We start from the raw sequence: 24,271 nt of genomic DNA, 5'->3' as shown, positions 1-24,271 counted from the left end.
CGCGTACCCTAATCATACTTTCCAAATACCACCGTCGCTAGCGCCAGGAGGACAGTGAATACCGGGGCGCTAAGAGTCGACAGGAAGTTCACTGCATCATTGTTGAGCCAGCCCTTTCTCTCCAGCGTGGCGCCGAGCAGACTGTCAAAAATTAGGCCCCCAATTCCGCCCGCTGTTAGCCATGAGAAAACAAGCCAGTCTTCTCCCGCCACCCAACATCCGATAGCCGCCACAATCGCCGCAGCCAGAAATCCTGCCAGAGTTCCGAATAGGGTGACTGCGCCGTCAGTACCCGGTTCAACCCGGCGAAACGTTGTGAGCATTCGCGGTTGACCGCCAAAAACCTGACCAATCTCAGAAGAAACGGTGTCTGCTGCGGCTTCCGCTAGTACTGCGACAGCCAGGATTGTCAGAAAGCCGCTATCAGTGTCACGGATTCGCGAGGTGGGCAAAGCTAACATTGCTGGCGTTGCCAAGAGCGCGGCCACCCCTAAATTCGCCGCCACCTGCGCAGCATTCCTCCCCCGCTTGCTCTCGCCCGTCCCAAGCCGTTCCTTCTTCGCCCGGCCTACCTTCGTAGCCGCATATGTCAGCAGAAACACCGCCAGCAGCGGCATCAGCCCGCCATGCAGCCAGCTTGTTTGGTACGGATACTGCGCCGTGGAATACATCAGGCTCGCCGTAATCATCACACCGGTAAAGGCAGCCCCCGGCGTCCCCGCGCGCATCCACCAGACCACGAGCCCAAAGATCGCGCTGATGCCCAGCGTCTCGTAGGCCACCACCGGCACCTGCGTCAGCCACCAGTGGCTCTGCAGGATCACCGACCCCGCCGTCCACGGCAGTACCAGCAGCAGAATCACCTTCGACTGCCAGGCCAGCGGCCCATCTTCGCGGCGCGTTACCAATTCACACCCCCGGTACACATTTCCACCGAATCTTCAAAGTCCAGACTACCAACCAACACCGTTCGAGCGCGTCCAACTGCTACCTACATATCAGGTCAGGATCTCAAGTTGGCATAGGCAGTCCGGGCTAAGTCTTAGCAAATTATGAACACATTCAGGCAAGCTCCCGGTAACTTTCCGGGCGGGGCACGTGATTTACAATCAACCAGTAAGCAGGACACTGACTGAATGAGCAAATTCTCCCAGCAATTTATCCGGGCGCGTTCCATTGCGCAGGCCTCTCTCGCTCTCACGGCAACCACGGGCATCGCAATTGGTCTCGCAGGATGCGGCAGCAACTATCGGCCCACCACGACGCCCATCACGGGTACCGGCCCGGCTTCGCAGCCCAACGCCAATGCTTTTGTCATCTCCTCGCCTTCGCCCAGCGCGCAGGGCGTCGGCACAGTCATCGACTACTCGGGTGACACCATCTCTGCGACGGCGCCAATCGGCCCCGGCCCCGTGACCTTCGCTCTCAGCAGCGGCGGCAGCAGTGCATGGAGCCTGAATGTTGACGGCACGGTCTCGAATATTCCCGTCACCTCTAATCTGCAGGCCAAGCAGATCACGTACAGCACTCTCGCGCCCATTCCCACCAGCGGTCCTTTCACAGGTCTCGATCCCGTGACGAATCTCTTCTCGGGAGCCGCAGGGCTCTATGCGCTGGACGCAAACCTGAACAACGTCGATGTTCTCACCGGTTCGCCTGACGCCTTCAAGCTCGTCGTGCCCGTGGATAAGACGCCTGTCACCATGGTCGGCGTCAGCGCCGCAACCCGCTACTACGCCATCAGCCAAAACATCGATTACGGCACCGCCTGCAACACCAATCCCTCGACGGTTGGCGTCAAAGGGGCCGCAGATGCCATCGAGACTGCGACGTACACCGTCTCCGCGAAGATCCCGGTTGGCGTATGCCCCGTCTACGCCGTCGGCTCGCCGGATACCAAGCGCGTCTTCGTACTCAATCGCGGCAGCGACAACATCACCGTCATCAACAGCCAGAACAACGCCCTCAACAGCTGTGCCCCGGGTGTGAACCAGAATGGGCAGCCGTACACCTGCCATCCCACCCTGCCGCTCACGGCAGCTCCAGGGAAGGCTCACGCTGGACCGGTGTACGCCGAGTACAACCAGACCACCGGTCAGCTTGTTGTCGCCAACTACGACGGAAACACCGTCAGCATCATTGACGTGAGCCTGGACGAGTACGGCAACGACAGCCCCACGTTCGGAACCACCTTCACCGTTCCCGTCGGCAACAACCCAGCCGCGGTGACAGTGCTCTCGAGCGGATCACGCGCGTATGTGGCCAACCAGACCGACGGCACCATCTCCATCGTCGACATGACCAGCCACACGATCGAGAAGACGATCCCGATCCTCGGCCATCCGCGTACGGTGGTATCCACCCAGAACTCGCTCTACGGCAAGGTCTACGCCGCCTCACCCGACAGCCCGTACATCTCCATCATCCGTACTGACCAGGACATTCTCGACACCACCGTCCTGGTGCAGGGCAATGCAATCGACGTACGTACAAGCTCTCCGGATACCACCTCAGCCAATCCCAACACGGTCAGCCGCCTTCCCGGCGCCGGACAGCCCTGCTACCTGCCGCCGAGCGCGTTCACCACTGCCGGGGCGCCAATCACGATTGCCAATTGCAAGGTTCAGGATCCGAGCCTGTTCACGACAGCACCGTAGGGTTCGAATGGGTTCGACCGCAAACCGCTTCAGACAAAATCGCCTGTCTCCTCGGAGACAGGCGATTTTGATTTGCGCTCGCTGTTTGTGGCCAGAGAGGTAAAACCTGAAATCTGACCTAAATTGAGCGGCGTGCAGGGAGCGTTTGCGGCACTCTGCACGTCGCTCATGTAATCCCATCCCATCACTGCCCGCTGAGCACGATAGGCATAGTCGGGGTCGGCGATCCTTCTTCCCGCTCAATCGTCACGGCAAACCCGCTTGCCTGAACGTTGCTTGGGATATCCGGGAAGATCACCGCTGCATTTCCCTGCAAATCAGGCTTGAACACCCCAGCCGGAATCGGCGCGCCCTTACCCGCAGGCAGTACCCAGAGTTCATACGCCTTGCCGGAAGGAGCGATCGGAATATTCGATGCGGTAAATACCAGCTTGCCCGACGACGCCGAATACAGCGTGTGGCCCTCAGGTGCCTTGATGAGGGGAGGCTTCTCATGCAAGCTGACTTGCTGGACATTGCTGCCCTTCAGGAAGCTCTTCAGCTCCTCCAACTCTGCCGCCTCGCGCTCCAGCCGGGCCATCGCTGGACCCGTCTGGCGCAACTGGTGAAGGTGACCCAGGTCGTCATACGCCACAAGCACCAGAGCCGCAGCCAGCGCGCCCGACAAAATCATCATCGGTATGGGTGTCTCCATCCAGTGCTTGAACGATTTTGAAACCACGTACAGACGGCTCTTATTCCGCATTTGGACGAGCTTCGATTCGCCTGCAGCTTCACTGGCCAGCTTCGTGAGGAAACGATCCTTTGCACCCGCAGGCAAATCCGAAACGGGCTCCGCTGCGCCGAAGGCAGCCAGGTCGACGTACGTCTGCGCCAGTGCATCGCGGCACTGGTTGCAGAGCGAAATATGAGCTGTCATCGTACCCAGCTGCGTCTCCTTCAGAGACCCCAGCGCGTACTGGATCAGATCATCTTCGTCGATATGGAATGCTTCTCGCATGCTCATGCTTCCAGCGCCCTTCTCACCGAGGTCAACGCCATGCGTATGCGCGTTTTGACCGTCCCCAACGGTGTTCCGGTTCGCTCCGATATCTCGGTGTGCGTCAATCCTTCAAAGTAGGCCATGTGCAACGGGGCCTGTTGTTCCTTGGGCAGCGTATCCACAACCACCCTCACCTGATCCATCAGATGATTTTCTTCTACCGCCCGCTGCAAATTGCGAGGTTCCGGGAGGATCATGTCCTCGATCGGAGTCAGGTGCGAGCGGCGTCGTATGACGTCGATCGAGCGATTTCGCGCCACCACCGCCAGCCATGCCCCCAGGCTGCCGCGTTGAGACACAAATCCGCCGGGCTGCCTCCAAACCTGCAGCAGAACCTCCTGCATCACGTCCTCCGCGAGATCAGGCTCGTGCAATACGCGCAGGGCAATGGAATACACCAGCCGCGAGTATCGATCGAAAAGCGTAGCCATCGCAGACTGATCCTGCCTGGCTACAGCTTCCAGCAACTCGGCATCTTCCATTTGCATGGTTCCCGTTTCTCTTTGCCGTTTGCTTGCCTGTCTAAAGTACGAGGCAATGCAGGGTTTGGATTGCATTCGTCCGGATCTTCACCGGATTCCAAGAGCAACACTACTATCTGTGCCGCTTCTCGGCAACTCTATAACCCTTAGAAGCATAATAGAGTCAAAAGGATGAAGAACTCCGAGCGAACCCGCATAGACAGTTTAATGGTGCAAAAAGGGCTGGTCCCAAGCCGGGAACGCGCTCGCGCCTTGATTCTTGCCGGACGTGTGCTTGTCTCGGAACAGAAGATTACCAAACCGGGAACTGTGTTTACTGAAGAGGTACCCATCCGCATTCTCGGCGACCAGCAGCGCTACGTCAGCCGCGGCGGCCTCAAGCTCGAAGCAGCCCTCACCCACTGGAACATCTCCACGGAAGGTCGTGCCTGTCTCGATATAGGTACCTCCACCGGCGGATTCACCGACTGCCTTCTCCAGCACGGCGCAAGCCACGTTTCCTGCGTTGACACCGGCTTCGGCCAGATCGCCATGAGCCTGCGCACCCTGAGCTTGCCCAACCCCGACTCGGGCGCAGCGCCCCGCATCCGCCTCTACGAGCGCACCAACGCCCGCCTGCTGCCCCCCTGCTCTCTCGATCCCGGGGCCACAGGCGATGCACCTCTTACACTGCTCGTCATGGACGTCTCCTTCATCTCCGCCACGCTCATCCTGCCTGCCGTCCTCGCCGCGGCTACCACGCTTACCGAAGCCGTCATCCTCGTCAAACCCCAGTTTGAAGCCGGCCGCGAGCACATCGGCAAAGGCGGCATCGTCCGTGACCCAAAGGCCCATCAACTCGCCATCGACCGCGTCACCCAATCCCTCACCACCCTCAACGCCTACAGCATCGAAGTGATCGACTCTCCCATCACCGGCATGGAAGGAAACAAGGAGTTCCTCCTCCACGCCCTGCTAAAGCCCTCATAACCATCGGCATGTGCCTCTGTGCGATACACTAAAGCCCAAATGAACCGTGTCGCCATCGTCTCGAAGCCACTCCGTGAAGAGCTCAATCGTCTCCTGCCGGAGCTGGTCCTGTGGCTGCGCGCGCACAAATTCGAACCAGTCCTTGACCGCGAAAGCGCCACTTACCTGACCGGCTCCTCAGCGGTCTGCGACGTACCGTCCGGCACCCTCGTTTCCGGAGCCACAGTCAAGGACGTAGAAGTCCGCGACCGTATTGACCTGCCCGCCGCCAAACCGCATCTGGTCATCGTCCTTGGCGGCGACGGCACCCTGCTCGCCATCGGGCGCATCTTCGCCAAGTACGACACGCCGATCCTAAGCGTGAACTTAGGTTCTTTGGGATTTCTAACGGAAGTTCGCCTCTCCAGCCTCTATCCCACTCTCGAAGGCTGGTGCGACAACTGTTGCACCATCGACGCCCGCACCATGCTTCACACCGAGCTCTGGCGCGATGGCAAGTGCATCGCCAGCTTTGAAGCAGTCAACGACATTGTGCTTTCGAAAAGCTCCATCGCCCGCATGGCCGAGTTCGCCATCGAGCTGGACACCATGCTGGTCGCCCGCTTCCGCGCGGACGGCGTCATCGTCGCCACCCCGACCGGCTCCACAGCCTACACGCTCGCTGCCAACGGCCCCATCATGGTCCCCGGCGTGGACGCGCTGGTCATCACGCCCATCTGCCCGCACCTGCTCACGCTGCGCCCAATCGTCGTCCCCGGCAACTCTGCGCTCACGCTGCATATCGAGGGGCCCAAGGGCAGCCAGCCCAACCCCACCATCCTCACCGTCGATGGCCAGCAGGCCGTCGATCTACGCCTCGGCGACCAACTCCGCTGCCACCGCTCCGAACACACCGTAAAGCTGGTCCGGCTCGGCGGCCACGGCTTCTTCGACGCCCTGCGTAGCAAGCTCAAGTGGGGTGAGCGCTGAGTCACTTGAGCTCGGCGTTCAGCACATTCGCCAGCCGCGTCCCCGCCAGCGCTACCCGCTTCTGCGCCACTGCCAGAGAGTTCGTGGCATACGTCGAACTCGGCGAAATTGTATAGGGCCCCTTGCCCGTCCCGATCGGCGGATCGACATACACATCGCTCTGCGCCAGCTTGAAGCTTTCCTGTACCCAGTCGTCCGTGTTCAGGTCCGCTGCGTCCGTCGGGTCGGCGTCCGCCAGGGCCTTCGCTGCGGCAAAAGCCTTCGCGTAATTCTTAGTCGAACCAACGCCCAACAGATCATCCCAGTAAGCATGCAACTCGAGATCGGGCGTACTGACGGCGATCGAATTCCCGCCCAGATCGCCCTTTGGAAGCGCCGCAGTCGCCCGAGTCGTGCAATGCAGCGGCTGGTGAACATCCCCTACCAGGTGCATCAGCCACACCAGGTCATACGACTTCAGCGCATCTTCTTCCGTTGAAGCGATGTCCGCCCGCAGGGCAACAATCTGCGTCTCGGCATTCACCGAAGGCACGGCTGGCAGCTTCGTTCCGTCCGGACTGAATGGCTCGTCGATGAAATGCCAGTACTTGTGCATGTACAGATCCGTATAGCCGGTGTTCATCGTAGCTTCCGGCGTCTTCGGAGCATTGTCCCCGTCGTTCTTGTAGCCGCTGTTCATCGCCTTGATCTCATCCGGCCACGTTGCCGCCATCATGAACACGTACATCTGCTGGTCCGCTGCTGAAGTGCCTGCTGGCAGATAACTCAGCCATGTCTTGTAGTTCGGGTTAAGCTGCAACAGCGCATAGGCGCGAGCCTGCTGAGCAGGCGTCAGGTGTTGATAGGCAACGTAGGCCACAGCCATGTGTCCAATGGAATTCCATCCCCACGCGCTCTGCAGCGGCAGGAACAAACACACGGCAAGCACAACATACAACCGGACACGATTTCGCACGGATCTATCACCTCATGAACCAGCCGAAGCGAGCTGGTTGGATTGAGCAGGTCACATTGAGCAACCTGAAATTGTCGGCTGAATTACGATTAACACTCTACTCCGCAGAATCAGCGGCGTGGTGAATATCTCGTAGCATTCTGCTTTCAAACGTGACGGAGGTTTCTCGTCGCGCGTGCTAAACTCGCCAGTATCCGGCCGCACGATCGTCGATCTTCTCCAGCAGATGCCTGAACCCATCGCAAACGCGAAAGGGATCGCCTTCTGGGGAATTCATATCCAGGGAGATAGTTACTTTGCTGAAGCTCATCGTGTCGTTTCCGCGCACCTTCTCGGTTCTGGCCACAGCTGCCATACTGGCCGCTAGCTCTGCCGCATTCGTCTCCGCACAGGAGCGCCGCGCTACCACTGAGGTGAAAGAAGAACCCTCCAAAGACATTCCAATCCCCAAGGAAGAGCCGTCGGTCACACAGCACCAGATCACGGTAGGCGGCAAGGAACTCCACTACACGGCAACGGCCGGCAACCTGCTCATCAGCAAGGAAGACCACGACGAAAGCCTGAAGCCGTACCATAGCGTCTTTTACGTTGCCTACACACTCGACGGCGCGGACACCAAGACCCGCCCCGTAACCTTCCTCTATAACGGCGGACCTGGCTCAGCCACCATCTGGCTGGAAATGGGTTCAGTTGGCCCGATGCGTGTTGTGACCGACAGCCCCGCGCCCACCCACGGAGCACCCTACAACGTCGTGCCCAACGAGTACACGCTGCTCGACAAGTCCGACCTTGTCTTCATCGACGCGCCCGGCACCGGCTACTCGCACCCCGTCGGGAAGGGAACCATCAAGGACATCGCTGGCGTCGATCAGGATCTCACCGCCTTCACCAGGTTCATCATCCGCTACATCACAGTCAATCACCGCTGGAACTCGCCCAAGTTCCTCTTCGGCGAGTCATACGGCACCACCCGCTCCGCCGGGCTTTCGGCCACGCTCAACGAGGCAGGCGTGCAATTGAATGGCATCGTGCTCCTGTCATCGATCCTCAATTACAACGCGCGTTCGGCTGGCCTCGACAACAACTACCTCACCGACCTGCCGACCTTCGCCGCCATCGCCTGGTACCACAACAAGATTCCCAACAAGCCCGCCGACGTTCTCACCTTTGTCCAGCAGGCAAGGGAATTCGCCGCCGGCCCCTACGCTGCAGCTCTCTACGCCGGTAATGCCCTCAGCGACGCCGATACCGACAAGATCGCGCAGCAGCTCAGCAGCTTCATCGGTCTCAGCCCGGCGTACATCAAGGACGCAAACCTGCGCATCTCCGCCACCCGCTTCCGCAAGGAACTGCTGCGCGACAAGAACATCATCCTCGGCCGCTATGACGGCCGCTTTGAAGGCCCCGACTCCGACGCAGCCGGCGAGTACCCCAGCTTTGATCCCTCGGACACCGGCATCAACGGCGTCTACATCGGCGCCTTCCACGAGTACCTCGAAAAGGAACTCAAGTACACGCCCGACGAGACGTATAACAACACGATTGAGGGTAACGATCCCTGGGACTGGAAGCACCGCGCAGCCGGCGGCGGACGCGGCGGCCAGCAGACCATGCCTTACGTGGCCGGAGATTTGGGCGACACCATCCGCAAGAACCCGCACCTCAAGGTCTTCGCCGCCAACGGCGTCTATGATCTGGCGACACCCTTCTTCTCGACCGAATGGGAACTGTCCCATATGGGCACCAGCCGCGCCCTCCGCGACAACATCACCTGGGGCTACTACCCCTCGGGCCACATGGTTTACCTCAACGTAGACGCTCTCAAATCCTTCCGCCACGACCTCGGCAAGTTCTATGACAGCGCCAAATAAGCCATCAGGCTTTTGGTTATGAATGCTGCAGTCTAGTGAGGAAAGTCAATGCGGCGAGTGCTAAAGGCAGGGATAGCTGGTCTAGCAACAGCTATTCCTGTGTCTGCTCTCATTACCTGGACTACGCTACACTTTGTTTTCGATCCTTCCACCGCGGGTGCTGGCGACACTGCAGGGGTAGTATTGGGTGCTGTCCCTGGTATTGTTTGGAGCGTTTTGGCTGGTTTGACAAGCTTTGTGGTTTGCTTCGTGGTTGCCACATGGCTATTCCATCGCAGGCAAATGAGGACGCAAACTCTTTCTTAATTCTCGAATCGAAGTTGCGTAGAATTAAGTGCCAAAAGCGCATAATGAACTTAAGCAGCAGTGAAGACCACATTCGAGCTCGATTGTTGATTCGCAGTCATGTTGCCTTCTCGCCGTCATTCCCGTAGGGAATCTGCTGTTCCATCGAGCAAAAATTAAATACCCCTCCCCCCATATTGTTTGTCATTTCTTCGCCTTTCCCGAAAGATGCCCGGTCAGCGAGACAGAGTCCGGTACAATCCCGCTATGCCACGCAACCGCATAGCCCTTCTCGCCCTCCTTGTCTGTCCCGCCATCGCCGCTCAAGCCCAGCAGCCCGCTAATCTGAATACTGACCTGAAGCCCTCCGTCGAAGCCCAGCTACCCGCCCTCATCGAAACCTACAAAGACTTCCACCGCACCCCCGAACTCTCCCACCACGAAGATCACACCAGCGCCAAACTCGCCGAAGACCTGCGCAAGCTCGGCTACAAGGTGACCGAGCACATCGGCAAATACATGGACGGCACCCCGGCCTGGGGCATCGTAGCCATCCTCGAAAACGGCCCCGGCCCAAGGCTGCTGATCCGCAGCGAAATGGACGCTCTCCCAGTCGAAGAGAAGACAGGCGTCGATTACGCTTCGACAGTGAAGACGAAGAATCCGGATGGCCAGACAACAGGAGTCATGCACGCCTGCGGCCACGACATCCACATGACGGTGCTGCTCGGCACCGCCAAAGAACTCGTCGAAATGAAGAGCAAGTGGCACGGCACAGTGATGCTGGTCGGCCAGCCCTCAGAGGAGACCATCGACGGCGCCCGGGCCATGCTCGCCGACCATCTTTATGAACGCTTCGGCAAGCCCGATTATGTTCTCTCCGAGCACGACGACGGTGGTTCAGCGGCAGGGGACATCACGATCAAGGGTGGCCCACTCATGGCCAGCTCCACCAGTATCGACGTCACCATGCGAGGCATAGGAACCCACGGTTCGCGACCCGAAGGCGGCAAAGACCCAATTGTGCTGGCAGCGGAATTCATCCTTCTCGCTCAGACCATCGTCAGCCGCCAGGTCGACCCGCAGCAGCCCGCCGTGCTCACCGTGGGTACCATACACGGCGGCCTCAAGCGCAATATCATCTCAGAAGAAGTGAAGATGGGTCTCACCCTGCGGACCTCCAGCGATGCTGTCAGAGACCAGATCATCGCCGCCGTTCGCAAGACCGCTGAGGGCGTCGCAATTGCCTACAACATGCCCGCCGACAGGATGCCCATCGTCACCGTAAGCGAATCTGAAATTACTCCTGCAACCTTCAACGATCCCGGCTTCGCAGATCGCCTGAACAAGATCGCCGTCACAACTCTTGGGGCAGAACACGTCTCTGCTTCGAAATTCAAGATGGGCAGCGAAGATGTAGGACTCTACTCGCTAAACGGCACGATTCCAGCAGTCATGTTCTGGCTGGGTGCCACGGAGCCGGGCAAACTGGCCGAGAGCAGGTCAACCGGCATCTCCGTACCGATGATGCACTCGCCGCTCTTCGCTCCGGTTTACGAACCTACAATCCGGACAGGAGTTACGGCGATGACGGCGATGGCTCTCGACATTCTCAAATGAGAATGTCGATTACTGTTCCAATTCCGCGAGCAGGACCTTAGCCTTCTTGTTCAGGTTCTGCGCACCATCTACATCGCCGGTTGCGAGAGCTTCGCGGGCCTGCTTGAGGAAGTCGCGAATCTGCGCTGCTGTCTTCTGCTCAGCGTCGCTGAGCGGCCGCGTGACGCCAGTCAGACCCTTTTCAGTGGCATTGATCGCGTCTTCCGTCTCCGACTTCCGGTCGCCTGAGGCGCCGCCTGACAACTGACCGATGGCGCTCACGCTGGGCGTAGGTGCGGGAGGAGTATTAGCGGCTTCCTGAGGAGCCGAGGTCGCCGGCGTTGTGGCGGCGGGCTTTTTGGGGTGACGCACAGGCTTCTTCGGTGGCTCGGCAGGCTTGGCGTTCGGATCGACCGCGGGCTTTACCGGCTGCGGCTCACCGACAACAGGCGGAGGCAGTTCTTCTTTGGATACAGTCGCCGGTTTTGGCGGAGGTGTATCCTCAATTGGCGGTGCCAGCACCTGCGGTTGAGCAATGGGCTTGGTTTTGTGGTCGCATCCAGCCAAAAGCAGCGGGAGCAGCCACAGGGCGTACTTGGCCGTAATCCTCATCCTTCGAACCCCTTTACATCTGTCAACATCGCCGGCTGAGGATGCCGTCGTCCCCGGTCCGTGGCGGAGAGAGGTATACGTAATTGAAATACCGAACCACGACCTACTTCTGATTCTACGTCGATACTGCCGTGATGCAACTGGAGAATGCGATACGTCATAGCCAGGCCGATGCCGCTTCCGTCTCGTTTCGTTGTAAAGTACAGGTCAAATATCTTGTCTCGCAATTCCCGCGAGATGCCGCTTCCTTCGTCTCGAACTTCAATCACTGCCGATTTCCCATCCTCTATCAAAACCACCTGGAGCTTTCCTCCATCGGCCATGGCGTGCGCGCCGTTTTGCACGACGTTCAGAACAGCCTGCTTCAGGAGGTCTACATCTACTTTAGCCGTAACAGGGTAGGACGGTAATTCATGAGTCAGGGTTACATTGCGGATGGACATTTCCGCGGCAGAAAGCCGGACCACATCCATCACGACATGACGCAGGTCGTACTCGACCAGTTTGACCTCGACGGGGCGGGAAAAATCCACGAGCGTCTGGACGACGCGGTCGAGGCGGTGAATTTCGGAATCGATGATTTCGAGATGGCTGCTGGCGGGAGCACCGGAGGCCATCTTGGTCTTTAACAGCTCCAGATGCACTACGATCGCGTTGATCGGGTTCTTGACCTCGTGGCCAACGCCGGAGGTCAACCTGCCGATCGCTGCCATTCTGCGCGAGAGTTCCAGCTCGCTTTCGATCACTTCGACGGAGTCCTGATCATGAAGAGTCAGCAGGGCGCCGAGACCCTGGCGGGCGCGATCGTCGTGGATGAAGTCAAGCGAAACTTCGATGCGGTTACCGGCCTCGGTGACGACTTCTTCCTGCACCAGCGTCACGCCTGCATCCCAGGCGTCTCGAACTGCTTTGCCCAACGCGGTGTTTCGATCGAAGATGTCGCGCGCGTGCAATCCCAGCAGCTCATTGCGGTCCATGTGCAGGAATCGCTGCACTGAGCTGGAGACCAGCACTGCGCGGCCGTCGCCCGTGAAGAGGAGGATGCCGTCCTGGAGATTGCCGAGGACCTGGTCGAGGTTTTCCTTGAGGGCCGAGAAGACTTCCTCGACGTTGCGCATACGCTGGCCGATGCGTTCGATCTTGTTGGACACGCGGACGACTGTGTCGGTGCCTGCTTCTTCCGAGGATGAGTCTTCTGCTGTGGGTGTCCAGTAGTCGAGCTGCATGTTCAGTTCTTCCATCGGCCGTAGGGCAAGGTTGCCGAGGAGGAAGGCGACCAGCAACGCAGTCGCCAGTGCAAGTCCCATCAATGTAAAGGCGGCGTTCAACCACGGCGCGTAGAGTGCCTTGAGGAAAGTTGAGCGGACGCCAACGTGAACGGTGGCAAAGGACTCCCCGTTGCGCTGGAGGGGCAGGACCACGTCGTATACCTGCGCTTTGCCGAAGACGGACCTGACCAGTTCAATGGCATTGGCGTCGCGCAGTTGCTGGTAGCTGGGACGAACCGGCAGTGGCTGATCTTCGCCGCCCTGACCGGTCGTGAGCAGCGCCCTTCCGCGATTGTCGCCAATGCTGATGTCATAGACGGTCGGTGAGTAGCGGTTCACCGAATTGATAAAGGCCATCAGCGTGGCGTTGTCGCGAACCGCCAAGGCCGCGAGGGCCCGCAGTTGCACCTGGTCGTTGGGATCGACTTTCTGATCCTTGAGGCCGGTTTCGAGCGCCATTTGCAGCGCGTAGCGAATCTGCTGGGCGACCAGCAGATTTGTGTCGTATGACTGTTGCACGGCGTCGCGCAGGAGCTGGTTCACGTAGACCAGCGAGAGCAAGGCTGTCACAAGGAATACGAGGCTGGTGATGGCAAGCACGAGCTTGGTCTTGAGACTCATTCGCGAACGGCTCCCATTTCACGTGCCATTTCGTACTCTTTCAATTTGTTGTGCAGGGTCTTGAGGCTTACGCCGAGGATTTCCGCGGCACGCGTCTTGTTCTGGCTGGTGTGTTCGAGTGTTCGCAGAATGAGGAGACGTTCTGCCTCGTCGACCGTTGAACCGATCCTGACTGAGATGCTGTTCGCGTCGGTGACTGGCGAGACTGTCGTAGTGGATTTGCCCAGGCCTTGTGGAAGGTGAGCGACCTCGATCAAGCCGTTGTCCGGGGCGAGGATGACGGCGCGCTCCATCAGGTTGCGCAATTCGCGGCCGTTTCCCGGCCAGTCGTGCTGCTGCAGGCGCTCCATGACGGCGGCTGAAACCCCGGCAACGCGGCGGGCATGCTTTGAATTCATGTCTGCCAGCATGACGTCGACCATGTCGGGGATGTCTTCGCGGTGTTCGCGCAGGGCGGGCATATGGATGTGGAAGACGTTGAGGCGGTAGTACAGATCGGATCGAAGTTGACCGGCCGCGACGGCGGCTTCTGGGTCACGGTTTGTGGCGGCAAGCACGCGAACATCGACGTCCTGCTCGCTGCGGGCGCCGAGGCGACGCAGTTTGCGCTCTTCGAGGACGCGGAGCAGCTTGGCCTGCGTGCCGATGGGCATTTCGCCGAGTTCGTCCAGGAGCAGAGTACCTTCTTCGGCGAGTTCGAAGCAGCCGGCACGGCGTTCGACTGCGCCGGTGAAGGCGCCTTTCTCATGGCCAAAAATTTCGCTTTCCATGAGTGTTTCGGGAATGGCGGCGCAATTGACGGCGACGAAGGGGCGGCTCTTGCGCTCGCTCAAGTCGTGCAGGGTGCGGGCGACGAGTTCCTTGCCGGTGCCGCTCTCGCCGGTTACCAGGACGGAGACGTTCGATGGAGCGATGCGTTCAATGAGGCCAAATACCTCCTGCATGGCGCGGGAGTGGCCGACGAGGGCGCCGAGCACGCCGCTCTGGCGGAGCTGGCGGCGCGTAACTTCCAGTTCCAGTTCGGTGTCGAGCTGGCGGCTGGCGTTGGCGAGGATGGTTTTTAAACGGGTGGCGTCGACGGGCTTTTGGATGAAGTCATAGGCGCCAAGCTTCATGGCGTCGACGGCGTTTTCGACGGAACCCTGCGCGGTGAGGACGACGACGGCCATCTTGCTGCCGGAGTCGGTGAGCTTGGTGAGGAGTTCGAGGCCGTCCATACGCGGCATTTTGAGATCGGTGACGACGATGGCCGGATCCCAGGCCAGCACTTTCTCGAAGCCTTCCATGCCATCGCGCGCCGTCTCGGTGCGGTAGCCCCAGCCGGAGATGAGTTCTGCCAGGCCCATGAGTGCGTGGACTTCATCTTCGACGATCAGCACTTTGGTCGGTGTGTGCATGGTCTCCTGTGTCAAATCTGGACAAACTAGACTAGCTTTGGCAACGGCGGCAACAATTTGCTGCCAACCGGCAGAGAACTGCGGCGCAAACAACAGTCTACCCTTGAACTCAGTCCTTGAGCCGAGTCTTACGGATTTTCAACCTTCCTGTCGCGGGTGGAAAGCGGCGGCAAAGGGGTATCCTGAAAGACATGCTTGACTACGAAGTTACTGTCCTCAACGCCTCCGAGCTGCAGCGGGAAGGCAAGATCAAAATTATTGATGTCCGTGAGCCGTGGGAGTATGCGACGGCCCATATTGAAGGATCGGTGCTGATCCCGATGGGGGAGATTCCGGCGCGGGCTCACCAGGAGCTTGATCCAGATGACCGGCTTCTCGTGATGTGCCACCACGGAGCCCGCTCGCTGAGCGTGACCAACTGGCTTCGCCAGCAGGGGTTCGAGTCGGCGCAGTCGATTGCCGGCGGGATTGATGCGTGGTCGCGCGAAGTGGACCCGAAGGTGCCCCGGTACTGAGCAGGTCTTCAGTCGAGATTCGCAGCGCTATCGGCCGAAGGCGTATGTCAGCTGAAACAGCCCATTGTCGATGCCGGGATTCTGGTTTGCTGTGTCGTGGTTAGAGATGTGGTGGTAGCGGTACTCAGCTCGTAGGGACCGGGTTCTGGTCCGGTACAACTCCAGCCCCGCGCCGAAATCGAAGGTGAAGTTGAACGACGCGGAATTATCGACGGGTATCGACTGGGTCGAATACATATAGCCGCCGTGTCCGATCAAGAACGGCTGCAGGGCGTGGCGAGGCCGGAAATTCCATTTGAAGCCTACCGGCGACATTCCTTCGCCAATGGTCCATCTGCGGGAGCACTGGTTGCTGTAGGTGTAGCTGTATGTTGTGCCATCGATGATTTCGCTGCCGCTGCCGGAGTTGGAATGGCATGCGTACGGACCCGTCGAGGTTGCTTTGAAGGTAGACGGCTTTGGCGAGGTCACGGTGAAGGTGTAGTGATCGACCGGGTCGCTCTCGAGTGCAACCGGCAGCACTTCCAGGTCGTACTGCATGGCTACGGCCCGGGTGACGAAGATCCTCCGCTCGTACATGGCGCCGAAGTTGAGCAGCTTCCGGTTTTCCGCAACACCCAGCAGGATATGGCTGGAGTCGTTCGAATATCCGGCGAAGAACCCGAAGGTGTTGACCCGGCTGTAAAAGGGAGTGGCCGGGGCAACCTTTGTGGTCATATCTTGTCTCGTGTCTTGTGCGAGCGCTGAGAGAGAGCAAGCTGTCAGGGCAGCCGAGAGGATCAGAGCAAGTTTGCGCATGTGTGCACTTAGACTAGCGGGAGTTTCAAGGGTTATCCAATGGTATTTGGATGCATACCGGAAGCGCGCAACAGGGCTGAGGTTGGCTTGTCTCTGTGTCCGGCGGGAGGAAGCCTTCCGGTAAAGCGCGGCTCTGGTTGTGGATGCGGTTTTAAGATTGGCGGACCTACGTCCTATACTTGCGCTGGGAGCATTCATGTCATCCGCTATCGCGTTCGCCCGTGAGAATCAGGGGCGCTTTCTTGAAGAACTCAAATCCCTCCTTCGCATCCCCTCCGTTTCCACTGATCCGGCCCATCAGGGTGACGTTCGCCGTGCTGCCGAGGTGCTGGCGGCTGAGTTGACGCGAATTGGCATGGAGAATGTACGCCTTATCGAGACTGCCGGGCATCCGCTGGTGTATGCGGATCATCTGCATGCCGAGGGCAAGCCGACGGCGCTGCTCTATGGGCACTACGATGTTCAGCCTCCGGACCCGCTGGATGAGTGGCTTTCGCCGCCGTTCGAGCCGGAGGAGCGGGATGGCAACATTTATGCTCGCGGTGCTGTGGATGACAAGGGCCAGATGTACATGCATGTGAAGGCGCTGGAGTCGCTGTTGCAGTCGGGGCCGCTGCCGCTGAATGTTCGGGTGATTCTGGAGGGCGAAGAGGAGGTTGGCGGGGAGGGAATTGCAAACTTTGTTGCTAGCAACCCGCCAGAGCTGAAGGCGGATTTTGCGCTGGTTTCGGATACGGAGATGTTTGCGCCGGGGCTGCCGACCTTATGTGTCGGGCTGCGCGGGATGATCTACACCGAGATTGAGGTACGCGGGGCAAAGACGGATCTGCATTCCGGGATGTATGGCGGCGCAGCGCCAAATTCGTTTGTGGCACTGGCGCAGATTATCGCCAAGCTCAAGGATGAGGGCGGCCATATTCTGATTCCGGGACTGTATGACAAGGTGATACCGCCGAGTTCGGAAGAGCTGGACGCCTGGAAGAGCTTGCCCTTCGATGAAGAGGAGTATCGCAAGGCTGAGGTCGGGTCGAAGGCGCTAGTGGGCGAGGCTGGGTATAGCGTGCTGGAACGCACCTGGGCGCGGCCTACGCTGGATGTGCATGGCGTGGTGGGCGGGTTTACCGGGGTGGGCGCGAAGACGGTGATTCCGGCCAAGGCTACAGCCAAGGTTTCGATCCGGCTTGTGCCGGGGATGACGACTGCGGAGGTGTTTGCTCAACTGAGCGGCTATGTCCAGCACATTGCGCCGCCGGGAGTGGATGCTGAGGTGCGGCTGATTCACTCGGGCGAGCCTTGCCTGATTCCGGTGGATAACCCGTATGTGAAGGCGGCGACTACGGCACTCAAGGAGATCTGGGGCAAGGACACGGTGTTTATCCGATCGGGCGGGTCGATCCCCATTGTCGGGGACTTTGCCCGGCATCTGAGCCTGCCCAGCGTGATGATGGGTTTCGGGTTGCCGGACGATAATCTGCATGCGCCGAATGAGAAATTTCATATCGCGAATTTCTACCAAGGGATCGAGTCCATTATTCGATTCCTGGAGCTGGTCGGCGAGTCGGCGGAGAAGTAGCGATTGTCGGGCGACCTGTCCAATGCGGAAGTTTCCGGCTTTGTGCTGGCCGGTGGGCGGTCTTCGCGCATGGGTTCGGACAAGGCTCTGGTTCGCTTTCAGGGGCGTACGCTGCTTGAGAATGCCCTCGAAATCGTCTCGGACGCGGGCGCTGGCAGTGTTCGTATAGCCGGTGCTCGCGGCCAGCTGGGCGGCCGGACTGAGATTGTCTCCGATAGGTTCATGGATGTTGGGCCGATGGGCGGGATTCACGCGGGGCTGGCTGCTTCGGAGACCGAATGGAGCTTGTTTCTGCCGGTTGACATGCCGCTTATGCCGCCGTCGTTGCTGAACGTTCTTATGGAACGAGCATGGATTTCGGGTTGTCCTGTCACTGTGGCGAAGGTAAATGGGCGGATTGAGCCTTTTCCGGTGGTTCTGCGCCGGGACGTCCTTGAGGGGCTCACCGAAAGGCTTCGTGAGGGAAAGACTGCGTGCCATGCGGCATGGCGGTCGATTCCGGAGGATCTAGGGCTGAAGCTTGATGCTGTCTCTGTTGAGTATCTGGCTCAGGCGGGGCAATGCCGGCATTTGTCGGGGTTGCCGCCAACGTTCTGGTTTCAGAGTGCGAATACGCCTCAAAATCTGGAGGATCTTAGCAGAATTGTTATCAAGCTGCCGTTTGCCCTGCCGACTGTTGGACCGACTCCTGAAGTAAGCTAGCAGTGTGAGCGATGAAACACATCCCGCGCCGTTGCCCGAGGAAGCATCTGAGCCGCCCTCTCTGATGGAGCACCTCGACGAGCTTGAGTCTGACAAGACGGTTCAGGATCTGGAGGTTGCGGCGGCTTCGGCACACGCGGTAATTGCCGAGGCGGTCGCAGGGGCCTCAGCGGACCGGGATGCAATCCAGATCCCGCATCCGGAGCCGATTGCGCCGCCCTACATCAGCTTTGAGGATGTCACGATCGCATTCGGAGACAGGAAGATCCTGGACCGGGTGAGCTTTCACGTGGGCCGGGGACAGACACTGTGCATTCTGGGGCGTAGCGGCGTGGGAAAATCCGTTTCGCTGCGGATCTTACTGGGATTCCTGAAGGCGGACTCCGGGTGCATCCGGGTGGATGGCCAGGACATCAGCAGCCTGGATGAAAAGGGCCTGCAGGAGGTTCGCAAGCACGTCACCATGGTTTTCCAGAATGGCGCGCTGTTTGATTCCCTGACGGTGGGCGAGAACATTGCATTTCCGCTCCGGGAAAAGGGTGGTTTGGCGGAAGACCAGGTACAGCAGCTCGTCGCTCGCCTGCTGACGCTGGTGGGCCAGAGCGACACAGTGGATCGGTTGCCGGCCAGCCTCTCGATGGGGCAGAAGCGCTGTATTGCGATTGCGCGGGCTCTGGCGGCTCAGCCGGAGGCGATTTTCTACGATGAGCCGACGACGATGGTGGACCCGATCATGGGACGGAATATCGGTGACCTGATTCAGCGACTCAAGCTGCAGTTAGGGATTACCAGTATTGTCGTGACCCACGATATGCGCTTTGCCATGCGGCTTGCCGATCTGGTGTTGTTTCTGGAGGGCGGGAATGCCCGTTTTTTTGGAACGATCAAGGACTTTCTCGACTGCGGCGACCCCCATGTCCAGCAATTTCTTGCGCTCGACGCGTACGTGCTTCCGACGGCGCCGGTAGTATGAGCGATTGTCGAGACTGTTCGTTCTACGGATGAGTTTTCTCTTGCAATCTGTCTCGTTCCAGTTCACTCTGGGAGCAGATCATTTTCGATTTTGAGCGAGCGACCCGGGCATCCCAAATGCCTTTCACGACTTCTTAACTGTGTATGAGTTAGACTGCAGGTAGTTGGTTCTTCCAGCGGTGTTTGCCGAACCCCTTCGAAATGCCTCGGCAAGCGCTGCAGAATTCGGTAAAAGCCGTTTCCGACGCCGTGCTGATAAGTTCCATGGCACGATGAAAAAAGGAAATCAGTAGCTGGAGTGGCCGCAACCGGGCGCTCCGTTCAAATTCCCTGGAAGCGCTTCAGCGATGTAAGTGAGGGTTAGAAAAGCCCCGATAACGTCGCCCAGCGGACGATTCTTGCACGGTTTTGTGCACCTCTTGAAGCGGGATTGAGCTTCAAAATCCGAATTTGATCGCCGCGCGTTTCTCATGCAGTTCCTTCTCTCTGGTGGTGTCCTCAAGGCGAGATTGCTGCCCGCCTTGCGAACGCCACTGGTGTACTCTTTCGAGGTCTGCGAAACACATATGGCAACATCGGAATTCTGGCAACGAGTCTCCTCCACCCCGCCCTCTTCCCCTCAGGAATGGAATGAAGGAGCCACGGCCAGCCATCAGCGCACCGCCCGCGGCAGCGCTGGCATGTGGATGGTTCTGGATGGGATGACGGTGTTGGGCGCTGCCCTGGTTTCCGCAATCATTCAGCTGCATATGAGCCCTCTTGACAGCGTCCGTGGATTCCTTCATGGCAGCCTGATTCCAGGGCAGTCGATGGGAATCCAGATAGCTTTGCTGGTTGGCTTTACCTTAACGCTAATCGGCGTCAGCCGCAGCCTTCATCTGTACACTCCGGTACGCCTTACGAGTCATCTTCATGAGCAGCGTCTTAGCGTTCAGGCCTGCTTGGTTTCCGGCCTGCTGCTGACGGGCGCGCTGTACCTGATCAAGGCGGAGGCGGTACCGCGCGGCGTGGTGCTACTGACGCTCGGTCTGCTGACGGTCTCCCTAAGTCTGCGCCGATTCGTGTACCGCGCGCTCCTGTATCAGCGATTTGAGCGCGGGATGAATACCCGTAACGTCATCATTGTAGGCACCGGAGCGGAAGCTCACGCCTTGCGCCACCACCTCCAGAGCATCCGGCAGCTTGGCTACATTTTTAAGGGGTTTGTCCACGTCCCTGGGGTGGATACGCAGCTTGCGGGAACGACCGGTGATGTTCTGGGATCACTTGAAACGCTGTTCGATCATGCGCGTAAGCACTTTGTGGATGAGATTTTCTTCACTTCGCCCTGTGAGCGCGGGGTCATCAAGGGTGTGTTGGAGCAGGCGCGTGCGAATGGAATCGATCTTCGTGTGGTGCCTGATATGTACGACGGTCTGGCATGGAACAGCACGATCGAATACATCGGTCAATTTCCGACGATTCCTTTGCACCGTGGACACGTGCCCGAGGTTGGGCTGATCCTGAAGCGACTGCTGGATATTTTCGTTGCAACGACTGCGCTGGTGCTGCTCTCGCCGGTACTGCTGGCGATTGCTATCGCCGTCAAGCTGGATTCACACGGGCCTGTGTTCTATGCATCTGAGCGCATTGGGAAAAAGGCTCGGGTGTTCCGGTGCCTGAAGTTCCGCACGATGGTGAAGGATGCTGATCGCAAGCGTGCCGAGATCATGCACATGAACGAGCGCGAGGGGATTCTCTTCAAGATCTCCGACGATCCGCGTATCACCAAGGTTGGGCGGATTTTGCGCAAATACTCGCTCGATGAGTTGCCGCAGTTCTTCAATGTGCTGTTTGGCGATATGAGCGTGGTCGGGCCGCGGCCTCCGATTGCCAGCGAGGTGAAGCAGTACAACCTGGCTCATCTGCGCAGGCTCGATGTGACGCCGGGAATCACGGGACTCTGGCAGGTTCAGGCACGGCAGGATCCCTCGTTTGACAGCTACATTTCGCTGGACGTGGCTTATATCGAAAACTGGAGCGTCTGGCTGGATATCAAGATCATCCTGCGGACGATCGGCGTTGTGTTTGCCGGGACAGGCTCTTAAAAGACAGGGAACAGGGATTAGGGAACAGGGGTCAGGCGTGATCGACCGAACGCTTGGCCCTATCTGCTTTTCACTGTCTTACACTAGAGATGTGAAGATAGCGCTTGCCCAGATCAATCCTACTGTCGGCGACTTCACCGGCAATCTATCCAAGATCATTACCGCGAGTCAGCGAGCGGCCGGTTTGGGCGCACGCCTGACTGTGTTTCCGGAACTCTCCGTCTGCGGGTATCCGCCGGCGGACCTGCTGGACAAGCCCAGTTTTCTGGCTCGATGCGTTTCAGCTGTAGACGAATTGCGGGAGGCGACTGCGAGCCTTCCCACGGCAATTCTTGTCGGAACGGCATTGCCTGCTCCGGCAGGTTCCGGGAAGCCGGCCGTGAATGCTGCCATCCTCATCGACAAGGGACATGTTTTGCTGGAACAGCACAAGATGCTGCTGCCTTTTTATGACGTTTTCGATGAGCAGCGGTATTTTGCTCCGGCGACCAGCCAGCGGGTCATCGAGTTCGAAGGAGAACGGCTGGCGATCACGATTTGCGAAGATGCGTGGAATGACAAGGACTTCTGGCCGCAGCAACTTTATCCCGTCGATCCGGTGGAAGACCTGATGCGGCAGCATCCTACGATTCTGCTGAATATCTCGGCGTCGCCGTTCTGGCATGGCAAGATCGACGTGCGTCGCCGGATGCTGGCCGCGGTGGCGGAGCGGCACCATATTCCTGTTTTTCTGGCGAACCAGGTGGGCGGAAACGACAGCCTGGTATTTGACGGCTCTTCGTTCGGGCTGGCGGCGGATGGAACGGTGCTGGCGCAGGCTGCATCCTTCTCTGAGGACATGGTGATGGCGGACAGCGCTGCTTCGACTGGCGAGACGCCCGCGCCATTTACGGAGGACTCGGAAATCGGGGCGGCCTACCAAGCGCTGGTACTTGGTACGCGGGATTACGTGCTCAAGACCGGCTTCCGCAAGGTGCTACTGGCGCTCAGTGGCGGGGTTGATTCGGCGCTGGTTGCTGCCATTGCAGTAGATGCGCTCGGGGCTGAGAATCTGCTGGCAGTGGGTATGCCAAGCCAGTATTCCTCGACTGGTTCGATTGACGACAGCCGCAAATTGGCTGAAAACCTTGGCATTCGCTTTGATGTACTGCCGATCGCAGAGCCATTCAAGGCGCTTTCGGAGACGCTTTCGCCGCTTTTTGCAGGTCTGAAACCCGATCTGACCGAAGAAAATCTTCAGTCGCGGATTCGCGGGACGCTGATTATGGCGTTATCGAACAAGTTTTCGGCGCTTGTGCTGACGACGGGGAACAAGTCCGAGATGGCGGTGGGGTATTGCACGCTTTACGGCGACATGGTCGGGGCGCTGGCGGTGATTGGGGATCTGGTGAAGACGAAGGTTTATGCGCTTTGTCATTGGCGCAATCGGAACGGGGAAGTGATTCCCGAGGCGATTTTGACCAAGGCGCCTTCGGCGGAACTGCGGCCGGATCAGAAGGATACGGACTCGCTGCCGCCGTATGACGTGCTCGATCCGATCCTTGAGGCGTATGTCGAGCGCTATGAGACGACAGCGGAAATTGTTGCGCAGTACGGTTTTCCCGCTTCGGTCGTCGAACAGGTAGTGAAGCTGGTTGAGCGTACCGAGTACAAGCGCCAGCAGGCTGCGCCGGTTTTGAAGGTCACTCCCAAATCTTTTGGCATGGGGCGGAGATTTCCCATCGCCGCGCGCGCTCAGGTATAACCACAATCGTGTCCCGACCGGGTGAGTTTTCGGTTTGAGCCGCATTGAGGCACTACAGTAGTAGTAAGGAGATTTCAGCTTGATTCGTTCAACACTTCGTCGCAGCTCAGTTGCTGCTCTTGCGCTGACTGCGCTGCTTTCCGCCTCGCACCGCCTTTCTGCCCAGACCGAGGTTCCTGCCGCTCCGCCGCAGGGAGCCGATGCAGCAGCAGGTCCGACCTTCCCGAAGCCCGATCCGGCCGATTTCACGGCTGATTCTCCGACGAAGGAGCAGATTGCTGGGTTCCTGCAGGCTTCCTGGGGTTATGACGCTAACCGGCTCTACCAGATCCAGCGGATTGCCAAGACGAGCGTGCCGGGCATCACTTCGGTGGTCGTGCTTGTCGGCGAAAAGGGAACCAAGCAGACTGGCGGACTGCAGTTTTTCGTTTTGCCTGACGGCAAGCACCTGATTACTGCTGGCGAAATCCTTCCTTTCAGCGATAAGCCGTATGCCGACAACCGCGCGGCGCTGCTTCAGCGTGCCAATGGTCCTTCGAAGGGCGCTGCCGCCAAGGATCTTGAGCTGGTTGAGTTTGCGGATTTCCAATGCCCGCATTGCAAGGATGCGCAGGCGACGATTGAGAAGCTGACGACTGACTTTCCCAATGCTCATTTCGTTTACCAGAGCTTTCCGCTGGTGAAGATTCACCCTGAGGCGTTCCGCTCGGCTGCTTATGGCGTGTGCGTGGCTAAGGAAGGTGGGAATCCGGCGTTCTTCAAGTTCAGCACCGCGGTTTACGACGGTCAGGCTGGGCTTGCTACGGATGAGGGCGCTACGTTGACGCTGAACAGCGCTGTGACTGCTGCGGGGCTTGCTCCTGAGAAGGTGGCTGCCTGCGCCAGCACGCCGGAGACCAAGGCTGCTGTTGAGGCTGGTATCAAGCTGGCTCAGGATCTGAATGTCAACCAGACGCCTTCGCTGGCGATCAATGGGCGCATCATTCCGCTGGGCGGCGTCGAGTACGACACGCTGAAGCAGATGATCAACTTCCATGCTGCCAATGATGGGGCTGCCAAGTAGCGATTGCTGTTTCGATCCATGAGCAAAGGCCGCTTCGATGAAGCGGCCTTTTGCGTTTTGTGACTGGTGCTGCGAAGTGGCCGGCGTGGC

At 58.9% G+C, this 24,271-nt stretch carries 20 protein-coding genes; 12 read left to right on the top strand and 8 right to left on the bottom strand.

The window, feature by feature from the left end; translation table 11 throughout:
• Positions 1–8: 8 nt before the first annotated feature.
• The gene (locus tag AC5S27_RS15055; RefSeq protein ID WP_493935387.1) at positions 9–908 is read right to left on the bottom strand and encodes a DUF92 domain-containing protein; all 900 of its coding nucleotides are present in this window, start codon (positions 906–908) and stop codon (positions 9–11) included.
• A gap of 228 nt (positions 909–1,136) precedes the next feature.
• Here AC5S27_RS15055 and AC5S27_RS15050 point away from each other — a divergent pair, with 228 nt between their 5' ends.
• Positions 1,137–2,657: a YncE family protein gene (locus AC5S27_RS15050; protein ID WP_493935386.1), complete on the top strand. Its 1,521-nt coding sequence runs from the start codon at positions 1,137–1,139 to the stop codon at positions 2,655–2,657.
• 184 nt (positions 2,658–2,841) lie between these two features.
• Here the strand turns inward: AC5S27_RS15050 and AC5S27_RS15045 are convergent, their stop codons facing one another.
• The gene (locus tag AC5S27_RS15045; RefSeq protein WP_493935385.1) at positions 2,842–3,657 is read right to left on the bottom strand and encodes an anti-sigma factor domain-containing protein; all 816 of its coding nucleotides are present in this window, start codon (positions 3,655–3,657) and stop codon (positions 2,842–2,844) included.
• Between the two features lie 2 nt (positions 3,658–3,659).
• On the bottom strand, positions 3,660–4,187 hold the full coding sequence (locus tag AC5S27_RS15040; RefSeq protein WP_493935384.1) for an RNA polymerase sigma factor: 528 nt from the start codon (positions 4,185–4,187) through the stop codon (positions 3,660–3,662).
• Positions 4,188–4,352: 165 nt separating this feature from the next.
• Between AC5S27_RS15040 and AC5S27_RS15035 the strand changes: the two genes are divergently transcribed.
• Together AC5S27_RS15035 and AC5S27_RS15030 are read left to right on the top strand one after the other, a co-directional pair.
• Complete coding sequence (locus AC5S27_RS15035) at positions 4,353–5,150, top strand: TlyA family RNA methyltransferase (protein ID WP_493935383.1); 798 nt, start codon at positions 4,353–4,355, stop codon at positions 5,148–5,150.
• A 39-nt stretch (positions 5,151–5,189) separates the two neighbouring features.
• Complete coding sequence (locus AC5S27_RS15030) at positions 5,190–6,119, top strand: NAD(+)/NADH kinase (RefSeq protein ID WP_493935382.1); 930 nt, start codon at positions 5,190–5,192, stop codon at positions 6,117–6,119.
• Between the two features lies 1 nt (position 6,120).
• Here the strand turns inward: AC5S27_RS15030 and AC5S27_RS15025 are convergent, their stop codons facing one another.
• On the bottom strand, positions 6,121–7,074 hold the full coding sequence (locus tag AC5S27_RS15025; protein WP_493935381.1) for a S1/P1 nuclease: 954 nt from the start codon (positions 7,072–7,074) through the stop codon (positions 6,121–6,123).
• A gap of 296 nt (positions 7,075–7,370) precedes the next feature.
• Between AC5S27_RS15025 and AC5S27_RS15020 the strand changes: the two genes are divergently transcribed.
• Both AC5S27_RS15020 and AC5S27_RS15015 read left to right on the top strand, forming a co-directional pair.
• Positions 7,371–8,945: a S10 family peptidase gene (locus AC5S27_RS15020; protein WP_493935380.1), complete on the top strand. Its 1,575-nt coding sequence runs from the start codon at positions 7,371–7,373 to the stop codon at positions 8,943–8,945.
• 552 nt (positions 8,946–9,497) lie between these two features.
• Positions 9,498–10,850, top strand: a complete 1,353-nt coding sequence (locus AC5S27_RS15015; RefSeq protein WP_493935379.1) for an amidohydrolase — start codon at positions 9,498–9,500, stop codon at positions 10,848–10,850.
• Positions 10,851–10,859: 9 nt separating this feature from the next.
• Here the strand turns inward: AC5S27_RS15015 and AC5S27_RS15010 are convergent, their stop codons facing one another.
• The 3 genes from AC5S27_RS15010 to AC5S27_RS15000 are packed head-to-tail and all read right to left on the bottom strand — an operon-like array spanning position 10,860 to position 14,727.
• Positions 10,860–11,441 (bottom strand): hypothetical protein, encoded by a 582-nt coding sequence (locus tag AC5S27_RS15010; RefSeq protein ID WP_493935378.1) that lies wholly within the window; start codon positions 11,439–11,441, stop codon positions 10,860–10,862.
• Complete coding sequence (locus AC5S27_RS15005) at positions 11,438–13,330, bottom strand: two-component system sensor histidine kinase NtrB (protein ID WP_493935377.1); 1,893 nt, start codon at positions 13,328–13,330, stop codon at positions 11,438–11,440. Before AC5S27_RS15005 ends, AC5S27_RS15010 begins: the two co-directional genes overlap by 4 nt.
• Positions 13,327–14,727, bottom strand: coding sequence for a sigma-54-dependent transcriptional regulator (locus AC5S27_RS15000; RefSeq protein ID WP_493935376.1), 1,401 nt, complete (start codon positions 14,725–14,727; stop codon positions 13,327–13,329). The genes AC5S27_RS15005 and AC5S27_RS15000 overlap by 4 nt, the downstream gene beginning before the upstream one ends.
• Before the next feature lie 191 nt (positions 14,728–14,918).
• On the opposite strand from AC5S27_RS15000, the gene AC5S27_RS14995 reads away from it, so the two are divergent.
• Positions 14,919–15,242: a rhodanese-like domain-containing protein gene (locus tag AC5S27_RS14995; protein ID WP_493935375.1), complete on the top strand. Its 324-nt coding sequence runs from the start codon at positions 14,919–14,921 to the stop codon at positions 15,240–15,242.
• Positions 15,243–15,269: 27 nt separating this feature from the next.
• On the opposite strand, the gene AC5S27_RS14990 is transcribed toward AC5S27_RS14995, so the two are convergent.
• Positions 15,270–15,959, bottom strand: a complete 690-nt coding sequence (locus AC5S27_RS14990; RefSeq protein ID WP_493935374.1) for an acyloxyacyl hydrolase — start codon at positions 15,957–15,959, stop codon at positions 15,270–15,272.
• Positions 15,960–16,236: 277 nt separating this feature from the next.
• On the opposite strand from AC5S27_RS14990, the gene AC5S27_RS14985 reads away from it, so the two are divergent.
• The 6 genes from AC5S27_RS14985 to AC5S27_RS14960 all read left to right on the top strand — a co-directional run bounded on the left by AC5S27_RS14985 (position 16,237) and on the right by AC5S27_RS14960 (position 24,181).
• Positions 16,237–17,613, top strand: coding sequence for a dipeptidase (locus tag AC5S27_RS14985; protein ID WP_493935373.1), 1,377 nt, complete (start codon positions 16,237–16,239; stop codon positions 17,611–17,613).
• 3 nt (positions 17,614–17,616) lie between these two features.
• The gene (gene mobA / locus AC5S27_RS14980) at positions 17,617–18,315 is read left to right on the top strand and encodes a molybdenum cofactor guanylyltransferase (protein WP_493935372.1); all 699 of its coding nucleotides are present in this window, start codon (positions 17,617–17,619) and stop codon (positions 18,313–18,315) included.
• A 4-nt stretch (positions 18,316–18,319) separates the two neighbouring features.
• Positions 18,320–19,288 (top strand): ABC transporter ATP-binding protein, encoded by a 969-nt coding sequence (locus tag AC5S27_RS14975; protein WP_493935371.1) that lies wholly within the window; start codon positions 18,320–18,322, stop codon positions 19,286–19,288.
• 565 nt (positions 19,289–19,853) lie between these two features.
• Positions 19,854–21,374 (top strand): sugar transferase, encoded by a 1,521-nt coding sequence (locus AC5S27_RS14970; RefSeq protein WP_493935370.1) that lies wholly within the window; start codon positions 19,854–19,856, stop codon positions 21,372–21,374.
• 91 nt (positions 21,375–21,465) lie between these two features.
• Entirely contained in the window at positions 21,466–23,118 is a 1,653-nt protein-coding gene (locus tag AC5S27_RS14965) for an NAD+ synthase (RefSeq protein WP_493935369.1), read from the top strand.
• 79 nt (positions 23,119–23,197) lie between these two features.
• The gene (locus AC5S27_RS14960; protein ID WP_493935368.1) at positions 23,198–24,181 is read left to right on the top strand and encodes a DsbA family protein; all 984 of its coding nucleotides are present in this window, start codon (positions 23,198–23,200) and stop codon (positions 24,179–24,181) included.
• The last annotated feature ends 90 nt before the right edge of the window (positions 24,182–24,271 follow it).

The sequence above is a fragment of the Acidicapsa borealis genome, from assembly GCF_059115245.1.
The sequence above is the reverse complement of the archived record's forward strand: the minus strand, read 5'-3'. Positions and strand labels throughout refer to the sequence as shown.